General features: G+C 61.3%; 12 protein-coding genes. 10 read left to right on the top strand and 2 right to left on the bottom strand.

The genetic code is table 11. The features are described 5' to 3' along the window. Positions 1 to 22 precede the first annotated feature (22 nt). The gene (locus BN1188_RS03195) at positions 23 to 1,261 is read right to left on the bottom strand and encodes an NAD(P)/FAD-dependent oxidoreductase (RefSeq protein ID WP_040259791.1); all 1,239 of its coding nucleotides are present in this window, start codon (positions 1,259 to 1,261) and stop codon (positions 23 to 25) included. 228 nt (positions 1,262 to 1,489) lie between these two features. Between BN1188_RS03195 and BN1188_RS03190 the strand changes: the two genes are divergently transcribed. From BN1188_RS03190 to BN1188_RS03145, 10 genes are all read left to right on the top strand, one after another. Continuing rightward, positions 1,490 to 2,329, top strand: coding sequence for a transporter substrate-binding domain-containing protein (locus BN1188_RS03190; protein ID WP_040259900.1), 840 nt, complete (start codon positions 1,490 to 1,492; stop codon positions 2,327 to 2,329). A 51-nt stretch (positions 2,330 to 2,380) separates the two neighbouring features. Then, positions 2,381 to 3,202 carry an amino acid ABC transporter ATP-binding protein gene (locus tag BN1188_RS03185; protein ID WP_084596144.1) on the top strand — a complete coding sequence of 274 codons (822 nt, stop codon included), beginning with the start codon at positions 2,381 to 2,383 and terminating at the stop codon, positions 3,200 to 3,202. Positions 3,203 to 3,213: 11 nt separating this feature from the next. After that, positions 3,214 to 3,885, top strand: coding sequence for an amino acid ABC transporter permease (locus BN1188_RS03180; protein WP_040259790.1), 672 nt, complete (start codon positions 3,214 to 3,216; stop codon positions 3,883 to 3,885). A 10-nt stretch (positions 3,886 to 3,895) separates the two neighbouring features. Beyond that, positions 3,896 to 4,561 (top strand): amino acid ABC transporter permease, encoded by a 666-nt coding sequence (locus BN1188_RS03175; protein WP_040259789.1) that lies wholly within the window; start codon positions 3,896 to 3,898, stop codon positions 4,559 to 4,561. Positions 4,562 to 4,579: 18 nt separating this feature from the next. After that, positions 4,580 to 5,455, top strand: a complete 876-nt coding sequence (locus BN1188_RS03170; RefSeq protein WP_040259788.1) for a dihydrodipicolinate synthase family protein — start codon at positions 4,580 to 4,582, stop codon at positions 5,453 to 5,455. A 66-nt stretch (positions 5,456 to 5,521) separates the two neighbouring features. Then, positions 5,522 to 6,550, top strand: a complete 1,029-nt coding sequence (locus BN1188_RS03165) for a proline racemase family protein (RefSeq protein WP_040259786.1) — start codon at positions 5,522 to 5,524, stop codon at positions 6,548 to 6,550. 88 nt (positions 6,551 to 6,638) lie between these two features. Next, positions 6,639 to 7,340 (top strand): GntR family transcriptional regulator, encoded by a 702-nt coding sequence (locus tag BN1188_RS03160; protein WP_084596143.1) that lies wholly within the window; start codon positions 6,639 to 6,641, stop codon positions 7,338 to 7,340. Positions 7,341 to 7,471: 131 nt separating this feature from the next. Further along, the gene (locus BN1188_RS03155; RefSeq protein WP_052469135.1) at positions 7,472 to 9,460 is read left to right on the top strand and encodes a M10 family metallopeptidase C-terminal domain-containing protein; all 1,989 of its coding nucleotides are present in this window, start codon (positions 7,472 to 7,474) and stop codon (positions 9,458 to 9,460) included. A 246-nt stretch (positions 9,461 to 9,706) separates the two neighbouring features. After that, positions 9,707 to 10,330 (top strand): isochorismate family cysteine hydrolase YcaC, encoded by a 624-nt coding sequence (gene ycaC / locus BN1188_RS03150; RefSeq protein ID WP_040259784.1) that lies wholly within the window; start codon positions 9,707 to 9,709, stop codon positions 10,328 to 10,330. A gap of 202 nt (positions 10,331 to 10,532) precedes the next feature. Beyond that, on the top strand, positions 10,533 to 11,678 hold the full coding sequence (locus BN1188_RS03145) for a Fic family protein (protein ID WP_040259896.1): 1,146 nt from the start codon (positions 10,533 to 10,535) through the stop codon (positions 11,676 to 11,678). A 63-nt stretch (positions 11,679 to 11,741) separates the two neighbouring features. On the opposite strand, the gene BN1188_RS03140 is transcribed toward BN1188_RS03145, so the two are convergent. Continuing rightward, positions 11,742 to 13,994, bottom strand: a complete 2,253-nt coding sequence (locus BN1188_RS03140; RefSeq protein ID WP_084596142.1) for a FepA family TonB-dependent siderophore receptor — start codon at positions 13,992 to 13,994, stop codon at positions 11,742 to 11,744. Positions 13,995 to 14,038: the final 44 nt, after the last annotated feature.

The raw sequence follows: 14,038 nt of genomic DNA, 5'->3' as shown, positions 1-14,038 counted from the left end.
GCCCTTGTCCAGTCCATCGTGATCAGAATCGGTTGACTCGATACGGCGTCATGTCCACGGGCGGTTGCTGCCCCGTGATCAGGTCCGCCAGCAGCCGGGCCGTGGTGGCGGCGTAGGTGAGCCCGAGGTGTCCGTGACCGCAGGCATACCAGACATTGCGCTGGGTCGCCGAGCGGCCCATCACTGGGACGGTGTCCGGCATTGCCGGGCGGTGGCCCATCCACTCACTGATGCCCTCCACCTGCAGCGTGGGCAAGGCCTCTTTGGCGCGCTTGACCAGCACCTGGGCTCGCCGGTAATTGGGCAGCGCCTCCAGCCCAGCCATTTCCACGGTGCCGCCGATGCGTACGCCGCCAGCAGTAGGGGTGACCATGAACGCCTTGGCCGGCCAGATGATGGAATGGCGCATGCTGATGCCCGGCGCCATCACCTGGGTGTGATAACCCCGCTCGGTTTCCAACGGAATGGGCTCGCCGATCAGCTTTGACAGCCGGGCGGTATAGGCACCGGCGGCCAGCACCACTTCCTCAACAGCCAATACGCGGCCGTCGCTCAGACGCACGCCAGAAACACCACCATTGCTCCGGTCGAATTGCACGACTTCACCACGCACGATCTCCCCACCCAGGGCGGTAAAGCGTTGCGCCAGCTCCAGCACCAGCTTGTGCGGATCACTGATGGAGCGATTTTCTGGAAAAAGCACTGCCTTACCGATCTGTTTCCCCAAGGCCGGTTCCAAGGCCTGGAGCGCAGCCTGGTCCAGTACTTGGTGAGCGAAGCCGAAGCGCTCCAGGACCTCGATGTGCTCGCGGTCGGCGCGGAATTCCGCTTCGTCGGTGTACAGGCTCAGGCAGCCTTGATCGCTGAGCATGTGTTCCAGGCCGGTCTGCTTGAGCAACTGTGACAAGTCTTCATGGACCCGAGCACACAGGGCAGCGCCAGAGGCCTCTAGTTCGCGCACCTTCGCCGGGCGGCTGGCGGCGAGGAAACGCAGGAACCAGGGCGTGAGCTTGGGCAGGTAGCCGGGCCGCACGCAGATAGGGCCCTCGGGATCGAGCAGCCATTTGGGCATCTGCGCCCATACCCCGGGACGGGACGCGGGCATGAATTCAGTCACGGCGATGCTGGCCATGTTGCCGAACGATGCTCCGCGGCCAGGCTCGTTCTTGTCCACCAGCAGCACCCGTTTGCCGGTCCGCTGGAGTTGGTAAGCGATAGTGGTGCCGATGATTCCAGCACCTACGACGACGATGGACGGCACGAGCACTCCTTGGGCTAGGCACGGGCCAGGTGCTGCCTGGCACTATTGAATGGAGAAACAGGAGCTGAAGGACCGCTGAGAACAGCCGGTGATTTTCCCGTTGACAGGGATCTTAAAGGCGACCTAACCTGAATGCAACGTTGCATACAACACGAATTCAAGCAACTGCTTGTGAACACGCTTTGCTCTTCTGCCTACAAGAACAAGTTCAACGCCAGAGGTGAAATCATGGTTCGTGCAGCTCCTCGTTTCATCAACATCCGCTTGGCCCGGGCCGCCCTGGTGGCGGCTACGCTAAGCGCGGCAACCGTTGCATCGGCGGCCGGCAATTCATGGCAAGACGTACAGAAGGCCGGCGTGCTGCGCTGTGGCGCCGCGGTCGCCGCGCCCTATGTGATGCGTGATGCCGCATCCGGTCAGTACAGCGGCTATTTCGTCGACCTGTGCCGGGACTTCGGCGAGAACGTCCTTAAAGTCAAGGTCCAGTTCGTGGACACCAGCTGGGACAACCAGGTCGCCGGCATTCAGAGTGGCAAATGGGACATGGCCATGGCCTTGAATCCCACGCCAGAGCGCGCTCTGGCGGTGGGCTTCTCGACCCCGGCCGTGGACTACAGCGTGTCCTTGATGGTGAACAAGGAGAACCCCAAGTTCGCCACTGCTAGCAACCGCCTGGCCGACTACGACAAGGACGGCGTCACCATCGCGGTGATGTCCGGTACTTCAGCGGACAAGGCCATCTCCCGGGAAATCCAGCACGCCAGGATCATGCGCCTGCCTGGGTTGGACGAGACCCGCATGGCGCTGATCTCCCGCCGCGCGGATGTGTTGGCCGACGCCAGCGACACCAATCGCTTGTTCATCCAGCGCAATGACTGGGCCAAGGAAGTGGCCTTGCAGCCGGCCCTGGCCAAACAAGGCATTGCCTTCGGTGTAGCCCGTGACATGCCCGTCGCCGATCAGCAAGTGCTCAACATCTACCTGCAGCAGCGACGTGATGCCGGTGATATCGACAAGCTGGTAGAGAAGGCCAATGCCCAACTGGCCGTAGCGGGTCGCAACCCGTAACCCTTGAACTACCAGGGGCACGGCTGGCCGTGCCTGCGTGGAGACGACCCCATGAACACTCCCTATTTGGTGGCCGCGCCGCCACAGGCTTCGCTCACCCCGGATTCAGTCGAAGACGGCGATTTCATCCAGCTGCGTCAGGTGCGCAAGGCCTACAGCGAGCAGTTGGTGGTGATGGACCAGATGACCCTGAGCATGCGCGCCGATGACCGGCTGGTCATCATCGGCCCTTCCGGCAGTGGCAAGAGCTCGCTGCTGCGCGTGCTGATGGGCCTGGAAAGCATCCAGGGCGGTAGCATTCACTTCCAGGGCAAGCCCTATATCGACGGCAGCCGCAAGCACGGCAAGCCGCTGGACGAGGCGCTGCACAAGCAGATCGGCATGGTGTTCCAGCACTACACCCTGTTCCCTCACCTCTCAGTGCTGGGCAACCTGATTCTGGCCCCGGTGAGGGTCCATGGCCTGAGCAAGGCCGAGGCTACCGAGAAGGCTCGTGCCTACCTGTCGCGGCTGGGGCTTGAAAGCAAGCTGCATGCTTACCCCAGCCAGCTCTCGGGAGGCCAGAAGCAGCGGGTGGCCATTGCCCGGGCGTTGATGCTCGAGCCTCGGCTGATGCTGTTCGATGAAGTAACGTCCGCCCTGGACCCAGAGATGGTTACCGAGGTGCAGAACGTGATGATGCAACTGGCCGACCAGAAGATGGCCATGATCATCGTGACCCACGACATGCATTTCGCCCGCCATATCGCGACCCGGGTGGTGTTCTGCGCCAACGGCAAGGTGGTCGAGCAAGGCCCGCCCCAGCAATTGTTCACCGCTCCGCGTGAAGCGAGAACCCGGGAATTCCTGGAAAAAGTGCTGCATCTGGACTGAGGCGCGCCGCGATGAATTACCAATTCGATTTCCACTTTCTCAGCGGTAGCCTGCCAGCCTTGCTGGATGGGCTAAAGGTAACCCTGGAACTGGCCCTGGTGGCCAATCTGATCGGCCTGACCTGCGGTTTCCTTTTGTGCCTGATGACGCTTAGTCGCTGGTTCTTCGTTCGTTGGCCGGCCCAGCTGTTCATCGAATTCTTTCGCTGCACTCCGGCGTTGCTTCAGATCGTCTGGTTCTTCTATTGCGTGCCCATGCTGTTCAACGTCTTCGTCGACCCGGTCGCCATGGGCTTTCTGGCCCTTGGCCTGAACCTGACGGCTTTCAATGCCGAGGCCTATCGCGCTGGAGTGCAGGCCGTACCCCGAGAACACCTCGATGCCTGCGTCGCGCTCGGCCTGCGGCCCTGGCAGCGCACGCTCTACGTGGTATTGCCGCAATCATTGCGCAGCGCCTTGCCTGTACTGATGACCAACGGCATCGGCACCCTGCAGCAAAGCGCCCTGGTGGCCATAGTCGCCGTCTCAGACCTGATGTACGTGGGCAAGAGCCTGGCTACCGAAGCGTATCGCCCACTGGAAACCTACACCCTGATCGCCTTGATCTACTTCGCGCTCTCGCTGCCCATCGCCCAGCTCGTGCAGTGGTTCGAAAGGCGCCAGGACCTGGCCGCGCAACGTTGAGGAAACCATTATGCCGCTCGATTTCTCGGTTGTGCCTGGTTACTGGCCCGTGCTGTTCAAGGGGCTATTGCTGACCCTGGCCTTCACCCTGGTCTGCGCGCTGCTGGGCAGCCTCTGGGGCTTCGTGGTGAGCCTGCTGCGTCAAGTCAGAACGCCCGTTCTGCGCCTGCCGCTGGCGCTGTACGTCGAGTTCTTCCGTGGCACGCCCTTGTTGATCCAGCTGTTCTGGGTCTTCTTCTGCTTCCCGGTGGTGTTCGGCTTGAACATCCCGCCCTACGCCAGCGTGCTGATCGCGCTCACTTTATATATGGGCGCGATTACCAGCGAAACCTTCCGCGGCGCGCTCAAGTCCATCGCCAGCGAACAGCACGACGCCTGCATCGCCCTGGGCCTCACGTCCAGAGTAAAGGTGCTCTATGTGGTATTTCCCCAAGCGCTGCTGCGTGCCGTGCCGCCCCTGCTTTCGAATGTGGTGAGCCTGTTCAAGGAAAGCGCGCTCATCTCCTCGGTGGGCGTGGCCGACCTTATGTTCGTAGGCCAGAACATCTCCAACAGCACCGCCCGCCCCGTCGAGTTCCTTTCGGCCGTGGCCGTCATCTATTTCCTCGTGGCCTTCCCGCTCACCCGCCTGGTTGGCGTGGTGGAAGGACGGCTGTTGCGCCGTTACGCCTACTGAACCCCAAGGAGAGACACCGTGAAATTGAATGGCATCCTGCCCGCCCTCGTCACCCCTTTCAACGCTGCTGGCAAGGTCGATCACGACACCCTGGCGTCTATCCTGGAAACCCAGCTGGCCGCGGGCGTCAGCGGTTTCGTTCCGCTGGGCTCCACAGGTGAATACTATGCACTGGCCAACGATGAGCGGCGGCAGATCCTCGCTACTGTGAAGGAAGTGGTTGGCGGACGCGGCACACTGATCGCCGGCGCCAACGGCTCCTGCACGCGTGAAGTGCTGGAACAGGTAAGCCAGACTGTGGACGCGGGCTACACCAACCTGCTGATCGCCCCGCCCTATTACGCCCTGCCTTCACAGGCCGAGCTGCTGGCCCATTACCAGACCATCCTGGACACCTTCCCGGACATCAATGTGGTGCTGTACAACTACCCCATCCGCACCAATGTGGAAGTGGGCATGGATGTGATCGCCGCGCTGCATGAGCACCCGCGTGTGCTGGGAATCAAGGAAAGCAGCGGCAACCTGCTGCGCGCCATCGAGATCGGCGAGCAATATAAAGGGCTGCAGCTTTCCTGCGGCTCCGACGATCAGGCCCTGGACTTCTACCTTTGGGGCGCGGACAGCTGGATCTGTGGGCCAGCCAACATTTTCCCGGAAAAGGTAGTGGCCTTCCATCGCACCTTCACTGGCGGTGATATCCGTGGCGCTCAGGAGATCATGCGTACGATGTTCCCCGTGATGGCCAACCTAGAAAGCGGCAAGTTCGTGCAGAAGGTAAAGTACGGGACCGAGCTGGCCGGCTTCAAGGTCGGCAACGCGCGGGCACCGCTATTGCCGCTCACCGAAGAAGAGAAGGTAGAGTTCCGCCGCGTGTTCGAGGCGTGCCAGGGCTGACGGCCTCCCATTGCGCCGCTGCCGTGTACGCTCGCACCGGAGCGGCCCTATCGATAAGGCATCATCATGCGCTGGAAAAAAACCCTGCAATTGGCCGAGGTTCACTGCGAAGGTGAAATCGGCAAGGTCATTACTGGCGGTGTGCTGGGCATCCCCGGCGACACCATGCTGGACAAGATGAACTACATCAACGAGGTGGACGACAGCCTGCGTCGGCTAGTGACCCTGGAGCCCCGAGGCTGCCTGCAGATGTCTGTGAACCTGCTACTGCCGCCTACCCGGCCAGAAGCCGATGCTGGCTTCATCGTGCTGCAGGCCGACAAGGCCCATCCCATGTCTGGCAGCAACTGCGTGTGCGTGGTCACCGCCCTGCTGGAACTGGGCATGCTGCCCATGCACGAACCGGAAACCACGGTGGTGCTGGACACCCCCGCCGGCCTGGTCACCGCCCGGGCCCTGTGCATGGACGGCCGCTGCCAGAGTGTCTCCCTGGACATGGTGCCAGCCTTCGTCGAGCACTTGGACTTTCCCATCGAAACCCCGGACCACGGCATCCTCAAGGTGGATATCGCCTTCGGCGGGGTGTATTACGCCTTGATCGACGTGGAACAGGTGGGGCTGAGCATCGCCCCTGAACATGCTCGCCAGCTGGCCGAGACAGGCGTCGCGCTCAAGGAAGTGATCAATCGTCAAGTGAGCCTGCAGCACCCGCTGTTGCCTTCGGTCAACGAAGTGGCCTATGTGATGTTCCGCCATCGCCTGGACCACCATACCTACCAGACCTGCACCACGCTGCCGCCAGGCCGGGTGGACCGTTCCCCCTGTGGCACAGGCAGCTCGGCCAACCTGGCGACCCTGGCAGCCCGTGGTCTGGCCGAGGTAGGCGACCAGTTGGTGTCCCAATCCACCATCGGTGGGCAGTTCCAGGTGGGTTTCCTGGGCCGTGCGGAGGTTGGGCGCAAACCTGCGGTGCTGCCACGCATCACCGGCCGCGCCTGGCTCTACGGTTTGCAGCAGCTCGGCCTGGATCCGCAAGATCCGCTCTGCGAAGGCTTCATGCTCAGCGACACCTGGGGCTCGGGTTTCAACGCTTAGCCGGTGAGGGCGCGGCCGCCTGGCCGCGGCAGATGAAAGCCAACCGGGGTGCCATGTATCATGCTGGCTACCCCACAGAGACCTGAACATGGCTGAGAAGAAAGAGCTGGACACCGGCGTGCGCCGTCATGGGGGCCGCTATATCTATGACGAGCTGCGCAAGCAGATCCTCACCCTCAAGCTCAAGCCTGGTGAGCAACTGGACGAAATCTCCCTGGCCGCGCAATTCGGCCTGTCTCGCTCGCCGGTGCGCGATGCCCTGGCACGGCTGACCGCCGAAGGCCTGGTGACCATACTGCCCAACCGCACCACCCTGGTGACGCCCTTTGAGATAGAGAACTTTCCCAACTACATCTCGGCCCTGGACCTGCTGCAACGGGCGGTCTCCCGCCTGGCCGCGACCCAGCACCGTCCTGAGGACCTGCTCGCCATCCGCAGGGCCGACGACGCTTACCTGGAAGCCGTGACCTCCGGGGATTTCCAGGCCATGTCCGAACTCAACAAGCGTTTTCACCTGGCTATTGCCCAGGCCGGGCGAAACCCTTACCTGGTCAGCGCCTATGAACGCCTGCTCGGCGAAGGGCAACGACTGCTGCACCTGCATTTCGACCATGTAATCAGCTCCGCCAGTACCCATCGCCTCGGTCGTGACCATGACGAGATCATCGGCTTCATCGCCGCCCGCGACGCCGATGCCGCGGAGAAGGCCGCCCATGAACACACCATGCTGTTCCAACGCCGCTTCCTTGAATACATGCACCAGAACCTGACGGCTTCTATCTCTATCTAGCCAGTGGCTCGAAGGCGCCGCCGCGCTGGAAAATTCGCCAAACCCGGCTAGCTTGGAAGCACCGCAGCACCCATGCAGTGCCTCCTGGCGGCGAATGCGGGCCCTTTTCCTCGAGCAAAGGACTGTAGGCCATGACCTCCACAAGCTCCGATGGCGTGCGGGTTGTCCGCTCCGCCACTGGCAATATCCAGATAGACATCAACGGCGAAAACGATCCCGGCCGCAGCGTCGCCATCCAGTCGGACGGCAAGTTCTGGGTGGGCGGGTTCACCCATAACTTCGGCGAGCTATATGAATACGCCGTGGTGCGCCTCAACAGCAATGGCACCCTGGACACCGCCTTCGCCGATGGCGGCAAGTTGGTGATCGCCGACGAAGTGATGCTCGGCGATGAATACAGCCTCGCCATCCAAGGCAACGGCAAGCTCCTGGTGACTCGCGCCGGTTATCAAGACGGCAGCATCGACTTTCTTGTCAGCCGCTATAACACCGACGGCAGCCTGGACCAGACTTTCGGCCAGGGCGGCGTCACTCGCATAGACTCGGACATCAGCTATTCCAACACCGGCACGACCATGCTGGCCGATGGCAAACTGCTGGTGAGCGGGCGCAACGACAGCCTGCACACCGTGGCCCGCCTGAACCCGGACGGCAGCCTGGACACCAGCTTCAACGGCACGGGCATCGTCCAGTTCGCCGAACCCGACAATGACACGGGCAATTTCGACTACGCCGTGGCGTTGCAGGCAGACGGCAAGATCCTGCTACCTGGCAGCGCCGACGGCGAATTCCAGCTGTACCGCTACAACGCCGATGGCAGCCTCGACACCACCTTCGGCGCCAACGGCCATGTCAGCTACAGCGTGTCTCCCGGCTGGGACGCGGCCTTTACGGTAGCGGTACAACCCGACGGCAAGATTCTCCTGGCGGGCAATAGCGATACCGAAAACTTCGGCACGGATTTCGGCATCCTGCGCCTCAACCCAGACGGCAGCCTGGACAAGGCCTTCAGCGGCGACGGCAAGGCAACCTTCTCCCTGGCCGAGGGCAATGACACCGTACACTCCATTGCCCTGCAAGCCGACGGCAAGATCGTGCTGGCAGGTAGCGCCGAGGAGAACTACGGCGTGCTGCGGCTCAATGCCGATGGCAGCCTGGACCGTAGCTTCGGCACTCTGATCAACGGGTTCGAGGACCTGATCGGCACTAGTGGCGACGATGTGATCATGGGTGGTGACGTGCGCGAAAACATCATCGGCTACGCAGGGAACGACCTGATCGATGGCGGACGCGGTGCGGAAACCATTATCAGCGGCGAAGGCGCGGACGTGATCCGCTATACCAGCCTCAGCGACAGCTACCGCTCGGCCAGTACCTCTTTCGCGGACGCCATCCTGGACTTCAACGCCAGCCTGGACCGCCTGGACCTTTCCGCCCTCGGTTTCACCGGTTTCGGCAACGGCCATGACGGCACCTTGGCCATCGTGCAAAGTGACAGTACCGGGCGCACCTACCTGAAAAGCTACGACGCGGACGCCGAAGGCCAGCGTTTCCAGATCACCCTCAACGGCCTCTATGAAGACCTGCTCGATCAGGACAATGTGTTGTTCAGCCCCTTGAGCCTCGAAGGCAGCGCCAGCGCCGACACCCTTGATGGCACCGCCGTCAGTGAAGTGCTCAATGGCCTCTCCGGCAACGACCGCCTCAACGGCGGCGCGGGCGATGATGTGCTATTGGGCGGCGCCGGGCGCGACACCCTCACTGGCGGCAGCGGCGATGACCTGTTCCGCTTCACCAGCCTCACGGACAGCTACCGTACCACCACAACTGGGCATAGCGACCTGATCACTGACTTTACCACCGGCCAGGACCGTCTTGACCTCTCCGCGCTGGAGTTCACCGGCCTGGGCAACGGCCGCGACGGCACCCTGGCCATTCAGGTCAGCGCCGACGGCAGCCGCACCTACATCAAAAGCTACGACGCCGATGCCCAAGGCCAGCGCTTCGAGGTGACGCTTGCCGGCAACCACGCCGACCTGGCGAGTACAGACTTCATCTTCCATATCATGGACAACGCCTCGCTCGAATTGCTGGGCAGCGCTGCTTTGGAACAGGCTTAGGTACCTGTGACGCTGGCGAATCGGCTCTGACCGCCGCCTTCGCCAGCGTTGTCGGCGCCAGCGAAGCTGGCGAAACAGCCAAGCCTACCTGCGCGCCAATTGTCCCTTTATTAGAATCAGTACTTCCCTTTTTTGCCTAATTGTTCCTTTCCAAGCCAATCCCTAAAGTACCTCACATGCAGCGGCCACTGGCTAACACCACCGCTAGCGCACATCCCCATCACTCTCGATCAAAGGAATACTGACATGACTACCTACAAGCGCCTGGACAAGAACGACGCCGTACTGCTGCTGGTCGACCACCAGACCGGCCTGATTTCCCTGGTGCAGGATTTTTCGCCCAACGAGTTCAAGAACAACGTGCTGGCCCTGGCCGACTGCGGCAAGTTCTTTGGTCTGCCCACCATCCTGACCACCAGCTTCGAGCAAGGCCCCAACGGCCCACTGGTGCCGGAACTGAAAGAAATGTTCCCGGACGCGCCCTACATTCCCCGCCCCGGCCAAATCAATGCGTGGGATAACGAAGACTTCGTCAAGGCGATCAAGGCCACCGGCCGCAAGCAGCTGATCATCGCCGGTGTGGTCACCGATGTGTGCGTGGCCTTCCCCACCCTCTCTGCCCTGGCGGAAGGCTTCGATGTGTTCGTGGTCACTGATGCCTCCGGCACCTTCAATGAAACCGTGCAACAAGCGTCCTGGGCACGCATGACCGCCGCCGGCGCGCAGTTGATGAACTGGTTCAGTGTCGCCTGTGAACTGCATCGCGACTGGCGCAACGATATCGAAGGCCTGGGCAACCTGCTGTCCCAGCGCATCCCCAACTACCGCAACCTGATGAACAGCTATTCGGCCCTGACGGCCAAGGGCTGATCGCGAGCGGCTCACAGCCTCGACATGACGGGGCTGTGGAGGCCAACGAAGCTGGCGAAAGCGCAAGCCAAGCCCAAGGGCAGGACGCGCCCCTCTACTCTTAATCATCATGCCATGAGCCGAATCAACACCCTATTCGGCTCACTAAATGAGCCGAATAGCGCTATTATTCGGCTCATCTTTGTCTATGCGGGCTCGAGCCATGCTCTGGATCTGGCAACACAAGGCATGGCCGGCCTTTACTTGGAACGCTGACGCACTTGCGCCTCAGCTCAGGGCATGTGCCCAGGCGCAAGGCCGCTTGCTCGGCCTGGCCGGGAGCGTGGAAGGGGCAGCGGACAGACAACAGCAACTGAACGCCCTTCTGCAGAATATCGTGACCTCCTCGGCCATCGAAGGAGAACAGCTCAACGTCGGCTCCGTGCGCTCTTCCCTCGCCCGTCGGCTCGGCGTGGCCGATACCGGGCAGCCCAGTCCGCGCAGCGAGGGGTTGGCCGAACTGTTGATGGACGCCACCGGCAACTACGACCAGGCCTTGACACAGGAGCGGCTGTTTCGCTGGCATCGCTGGTTGTTCCCCATGGAAACCTCGCTAATGGCGGAGCCAATCCGCATCGGCGAACTCCGGGGGCCTTATCCGATGCAGGTAGTATCGGGTCGCCTTGACCAACCCACTGTCCACTTCCAAGCCCCACCTCGCCAGGGCCTAGAACAGCAGTTGGCCGAATTCCTGACCTGGTTCGCTAGCAGCCGTGAAGACGCCGCCCTTGACCCATTGCTACGCGCCGGTATCGCTCACTTCTGGTTCGTGACGCTCCACCCCTTCGATGACGGCAACGGCCGCCTCACCCGCGCCCTGACCGACCTGGCCTTGGCGCAAGCCGACAACGAAGGCATCCGTCTTTATGCGATGTCTGCCTGCATCCTCGACGACCGCGCCGGCTACTACCGCATCTTGGAAACCTCTCAGCGAGGCAGCCTGGACATCACGCCCTGGCTACAATGGTTCTTGCACACGCTATTGCGCAGCCAGCAAGCTGCCCTTGCCCGTATCGACCGGGTAGTCGCCAAGGCGCGATTCTGGCAGGCCCACCGTGGCAGCGAGCTATCGCCGGAGCAGGTCAAAGTGCTAAACCGACTGCTGGATGGCGGCGAGCGGGGCTTCGAAAACGGCATCAGCGCGGCCCAGTATCAGGCAGTAGCGAAGGTCTCGAAGGCGACGGCCACCCGGCATTTGGCCGATCTGCTGAGCAAAGGATGCCTGGAGCGACTGCCGGGTGGGGGGCGGAGTACGCGCTACCAAATAGCTGGGCCAGGGTTCGAACATCGCAGCCATGCGGGTGACTGACAGCAAAGGCCTGGTCGAGCCTGGCGGCTCGACGCCTACCCTTGGAAAGTCACCAGCCCGCGGCTAAAACGATGCGGTGGTCGTAAAGTACAGGGCCTGCCCATGTTGGTTATAGGTCGCCGCGCCAGCAGAGTTCGAGTTACCAGCACGGTACAGCTTCTTGTCGAACAGGTTGGTGACACCCCCGCCTACTCGAAGGTTCTTGGTTAGCTGATAACTCATATTCAGATTCACCAGGCTGTAGCTACCCACTTCGTCCGTGACTACGCCGGCAGCATCTACCTTGGTGGTACCAGTCGTCGGTGGCTTCTGCCGGCCGTAGCTTGTCACGCTCAGCTGAGTAGAGAGTTTTTCCGTGGCCTGCCAGTCCAACATGCTGTTGACGGTATATTTGGGGATCATCGACAGCACGTTGCCGGTGTCCAGATCCTCGTTTTTCATCATGTAGGTGGCATTTGTGGTCCAGGTTACCGAGTCGGTTACCGGCACGGTCAGGTTGGCCTCGAGCCCTTGAGTGACCGCTTTCTTGGCATTGACCCATTTGAGAATCATGTTGCCGGCCGAGGAATAACCGAGCACATCGGTACCGGCGACCACTTTGTTGTGGTAATCGTTGCGGAAAAAGGTCAGTCCGGCGATATAGCCGTCGCGCTTGAATTCGATACCCAGCTCTTTGTTTACACTGGTCTCAGCCTTCAAGTCTTCATTGCCAAGGATATAGCAGCTGCCGCTGCTGCCTACCGGGCAACCATTACCGGAACTGAGCAATAGGTAGTTGGGGTTGAGCTGATAGAGGTTAGGCGCCTTGAAAGCACGGGCGATACCCGCCTTGAGGGTGAAGTCCTCGGTCAGCCGCTGCGACAGGTTGAAGCTTGGCGACCAGTTGACACCGAAGTCACTGTGCTGATCCATTCGCAGCCCAGGCGTAAGTACCGTGCCGGCCCACGGCTCCAGGTTATCTTCGAGGAAGAGTGAGCCGATGGTAGCCCCGGTTGCGCTGCTTCGGGTTCCGGACGGAACGCCAGCGATGCTGTCACTGCCTGTGCTACCACTCCAATAGCTGCCCGAGGATAGTGCCTGGCTGGTCGAAGCGGGGTCATCGAGCTCTTGACGGTTCCATTCGCCGCCCACTGTCAGGGTTTGCTCGAAAGTGGTGGCCAACGGCAGGTTGAATTCGCCGTGAGCAAGGTAACTCTTCAGATCGCTGGTCGAAAAGTCGGTGGAATTGATAGTCCCTTCAACTCCCCCGGTCAGGCCTTCGTCGAGCCTCCGGTTGCGGGTGTGTTCGTACTGTACGAAGAATTTGCTGGTGCCGAAGTCCCAGTCGCCGTTATGGGTAAGCGCAAAATTCTGCCGGTACAACTTGTTGGTTTCCCGCCCCACCCAAGGGCTGGCACTGGCAGCCTTGGGGTTGCTCTGTAGATCGTAGTTGTATTGGGTGTCGCCGGCGTAAATGTTGCCCTGGCGGCTAAAGGCCGCGTCCATGTCCAGGCTCTGACGATCGTCGAGTTTCCAAGTGAGCCGACCGTTGAAATCAGCATTGCGCACGCCTTCAGCGCCAGCCGCCGCAGCCTCGCCTTCGGCTTCATGGCCCTCATTGATATCACTGCTGTCGCGGTCGGTCTTGCTCAGATTGCCGTACATGCGGTAGGAAAGACGATCGGTCAGAGGCCCACTGAGACCAAAGTTCGCCCTCTTGGTAGCGCCCTCGTCACTGTCCTTGGGCATGCTGGTATACACGCTGAAAGTGCCATGGGTTTCCTTGGTCGGCGCCTTGGTGATGATGTTCACCACCCCGCCCGCCGCGCCATTACCATAGCGAGCCGCCGCTGGGCCGCGGATCACCTCGATGCGCTCCACTTGCTCGGCGGGTACCCAATTGGTATCGCCTCGGGTGTCTCGATCACCGGTACGCCCATAACGAATGGAGTTGCGCGAAGTCACTGGCAATCCATCCACCAGGATCAGCGTATTCTCCGGGCCCATTCCTCGGATATCGATCTGGCGGTTGTTGCCACGAACCCCGCTGGCGCTGTTGCCCGTGAGGTTGACCCCGGGCATTTTCCGAATGATGTCGGAAAGATCATTTACAGGCGGCGCCTTACGAATATCTTCGGCGGTAATCACCGAGACCCCGGGAGCTTGTTTCAGCTCTTGCTCAGCAGTGACAAGTGTTGGGTCCAGCAATACCTCGCTGCTGGTCCCTGCCTGCGAAACCGAGGGATCGGTTGGCGTCTGTGCAGCGGCCAAGGCGGTAGGCAAAGCGGCAGCCAGCAGGGCTAAGGCCAATGGTGATTTGGAAAAAAACAAATTCACAATGCGATATCCGAATGCGTCAAACCCGCCGAAAACGTCGGCGC

Origin of the sequence: Pseudomonas massiliensis (assembly GCF_000826105.1) — a bacterium.
Classification (GTDB): domain Bacteria; phylum Pseudomonadota; class Gammaproteobacteria; order Pseudomonadales; family Pseudomonadaceae; genus Aquipseudomonas; species Aquipseudomonas massiliensis.
The sequence above is the reverse complement of the archived record's forward strand: the minus strand, read 5'-3'. Positions and strand labels throughout refer to the sequence as shown.

Excerpts from the sequence above, each read along its gene's own strand:
- BN1188_RS03175 (WP_040259789.1), top strand. The coding sequence starts at position 3,896 with ATGCCGCTCGATTTCTCGGTTGTGCCTGGTTACTGGCCCGTGCTGTTC.
- BN1188_RS03190 (WP_040259900.1), top strand. The coding sequence starts at position 1,490 with ATGGTTCGTGCAGCTCCTCGTTTCATCAACATCCGCTTGGCCCGGGCC.
- BN1188_RS03155 (WP_052469135.1), top strand. The coding sequence starts at position 7,472 with ATGACCTCCACAAGCTCCGATGGCGTGCGGGTTGTCCGCTCCGCCACT.
- BN1188_RS03180 (WP_040259790.1), top strand. The coding sequence starts at position 3,214 with ATGAATTACCAATTCGATTTCCACTTTCTCAGCGGTAGCCTGCCAGCC.
- ycaC (WP_040259784.1), top strand. The coding sequence starts at position 9,707 with ATGACTACCTACAAGCGCCTGGACAAGAACGACGCCGTACTGCTGCTG.
- BN1188_RS03185 (WP_084596144.1), top strand. The coding sequence starts at position 2,381 with ATGAACACTCCCTATTTGGTGGCCGCGCCGCCACAGGCTTCGCTCACC.
- BN1188_RS03165 (WP_040259786.1), top strand. The coding sequence starts at position 5,522 with ATGCGCTGGAAAAAAACCCTGCAATTGGCCGAGGTTCACTGCGAAGGT.
- BN1188_RS03145 (WP_040259896.1), top strand. The coding sequence starts at position 10,533 with ATGCTCTGGATCTGGCAACACAAGGCATGGCCGGCCTTTACTTGGAAC.
- BN1188_RS03160 (WP_084596143.1), top strand. The coding sequence starts at position 6,639 with ATGGCTGAGAAGAAAGAGCTGGACACCGGCGTGCGCCGTCATGGGGGC.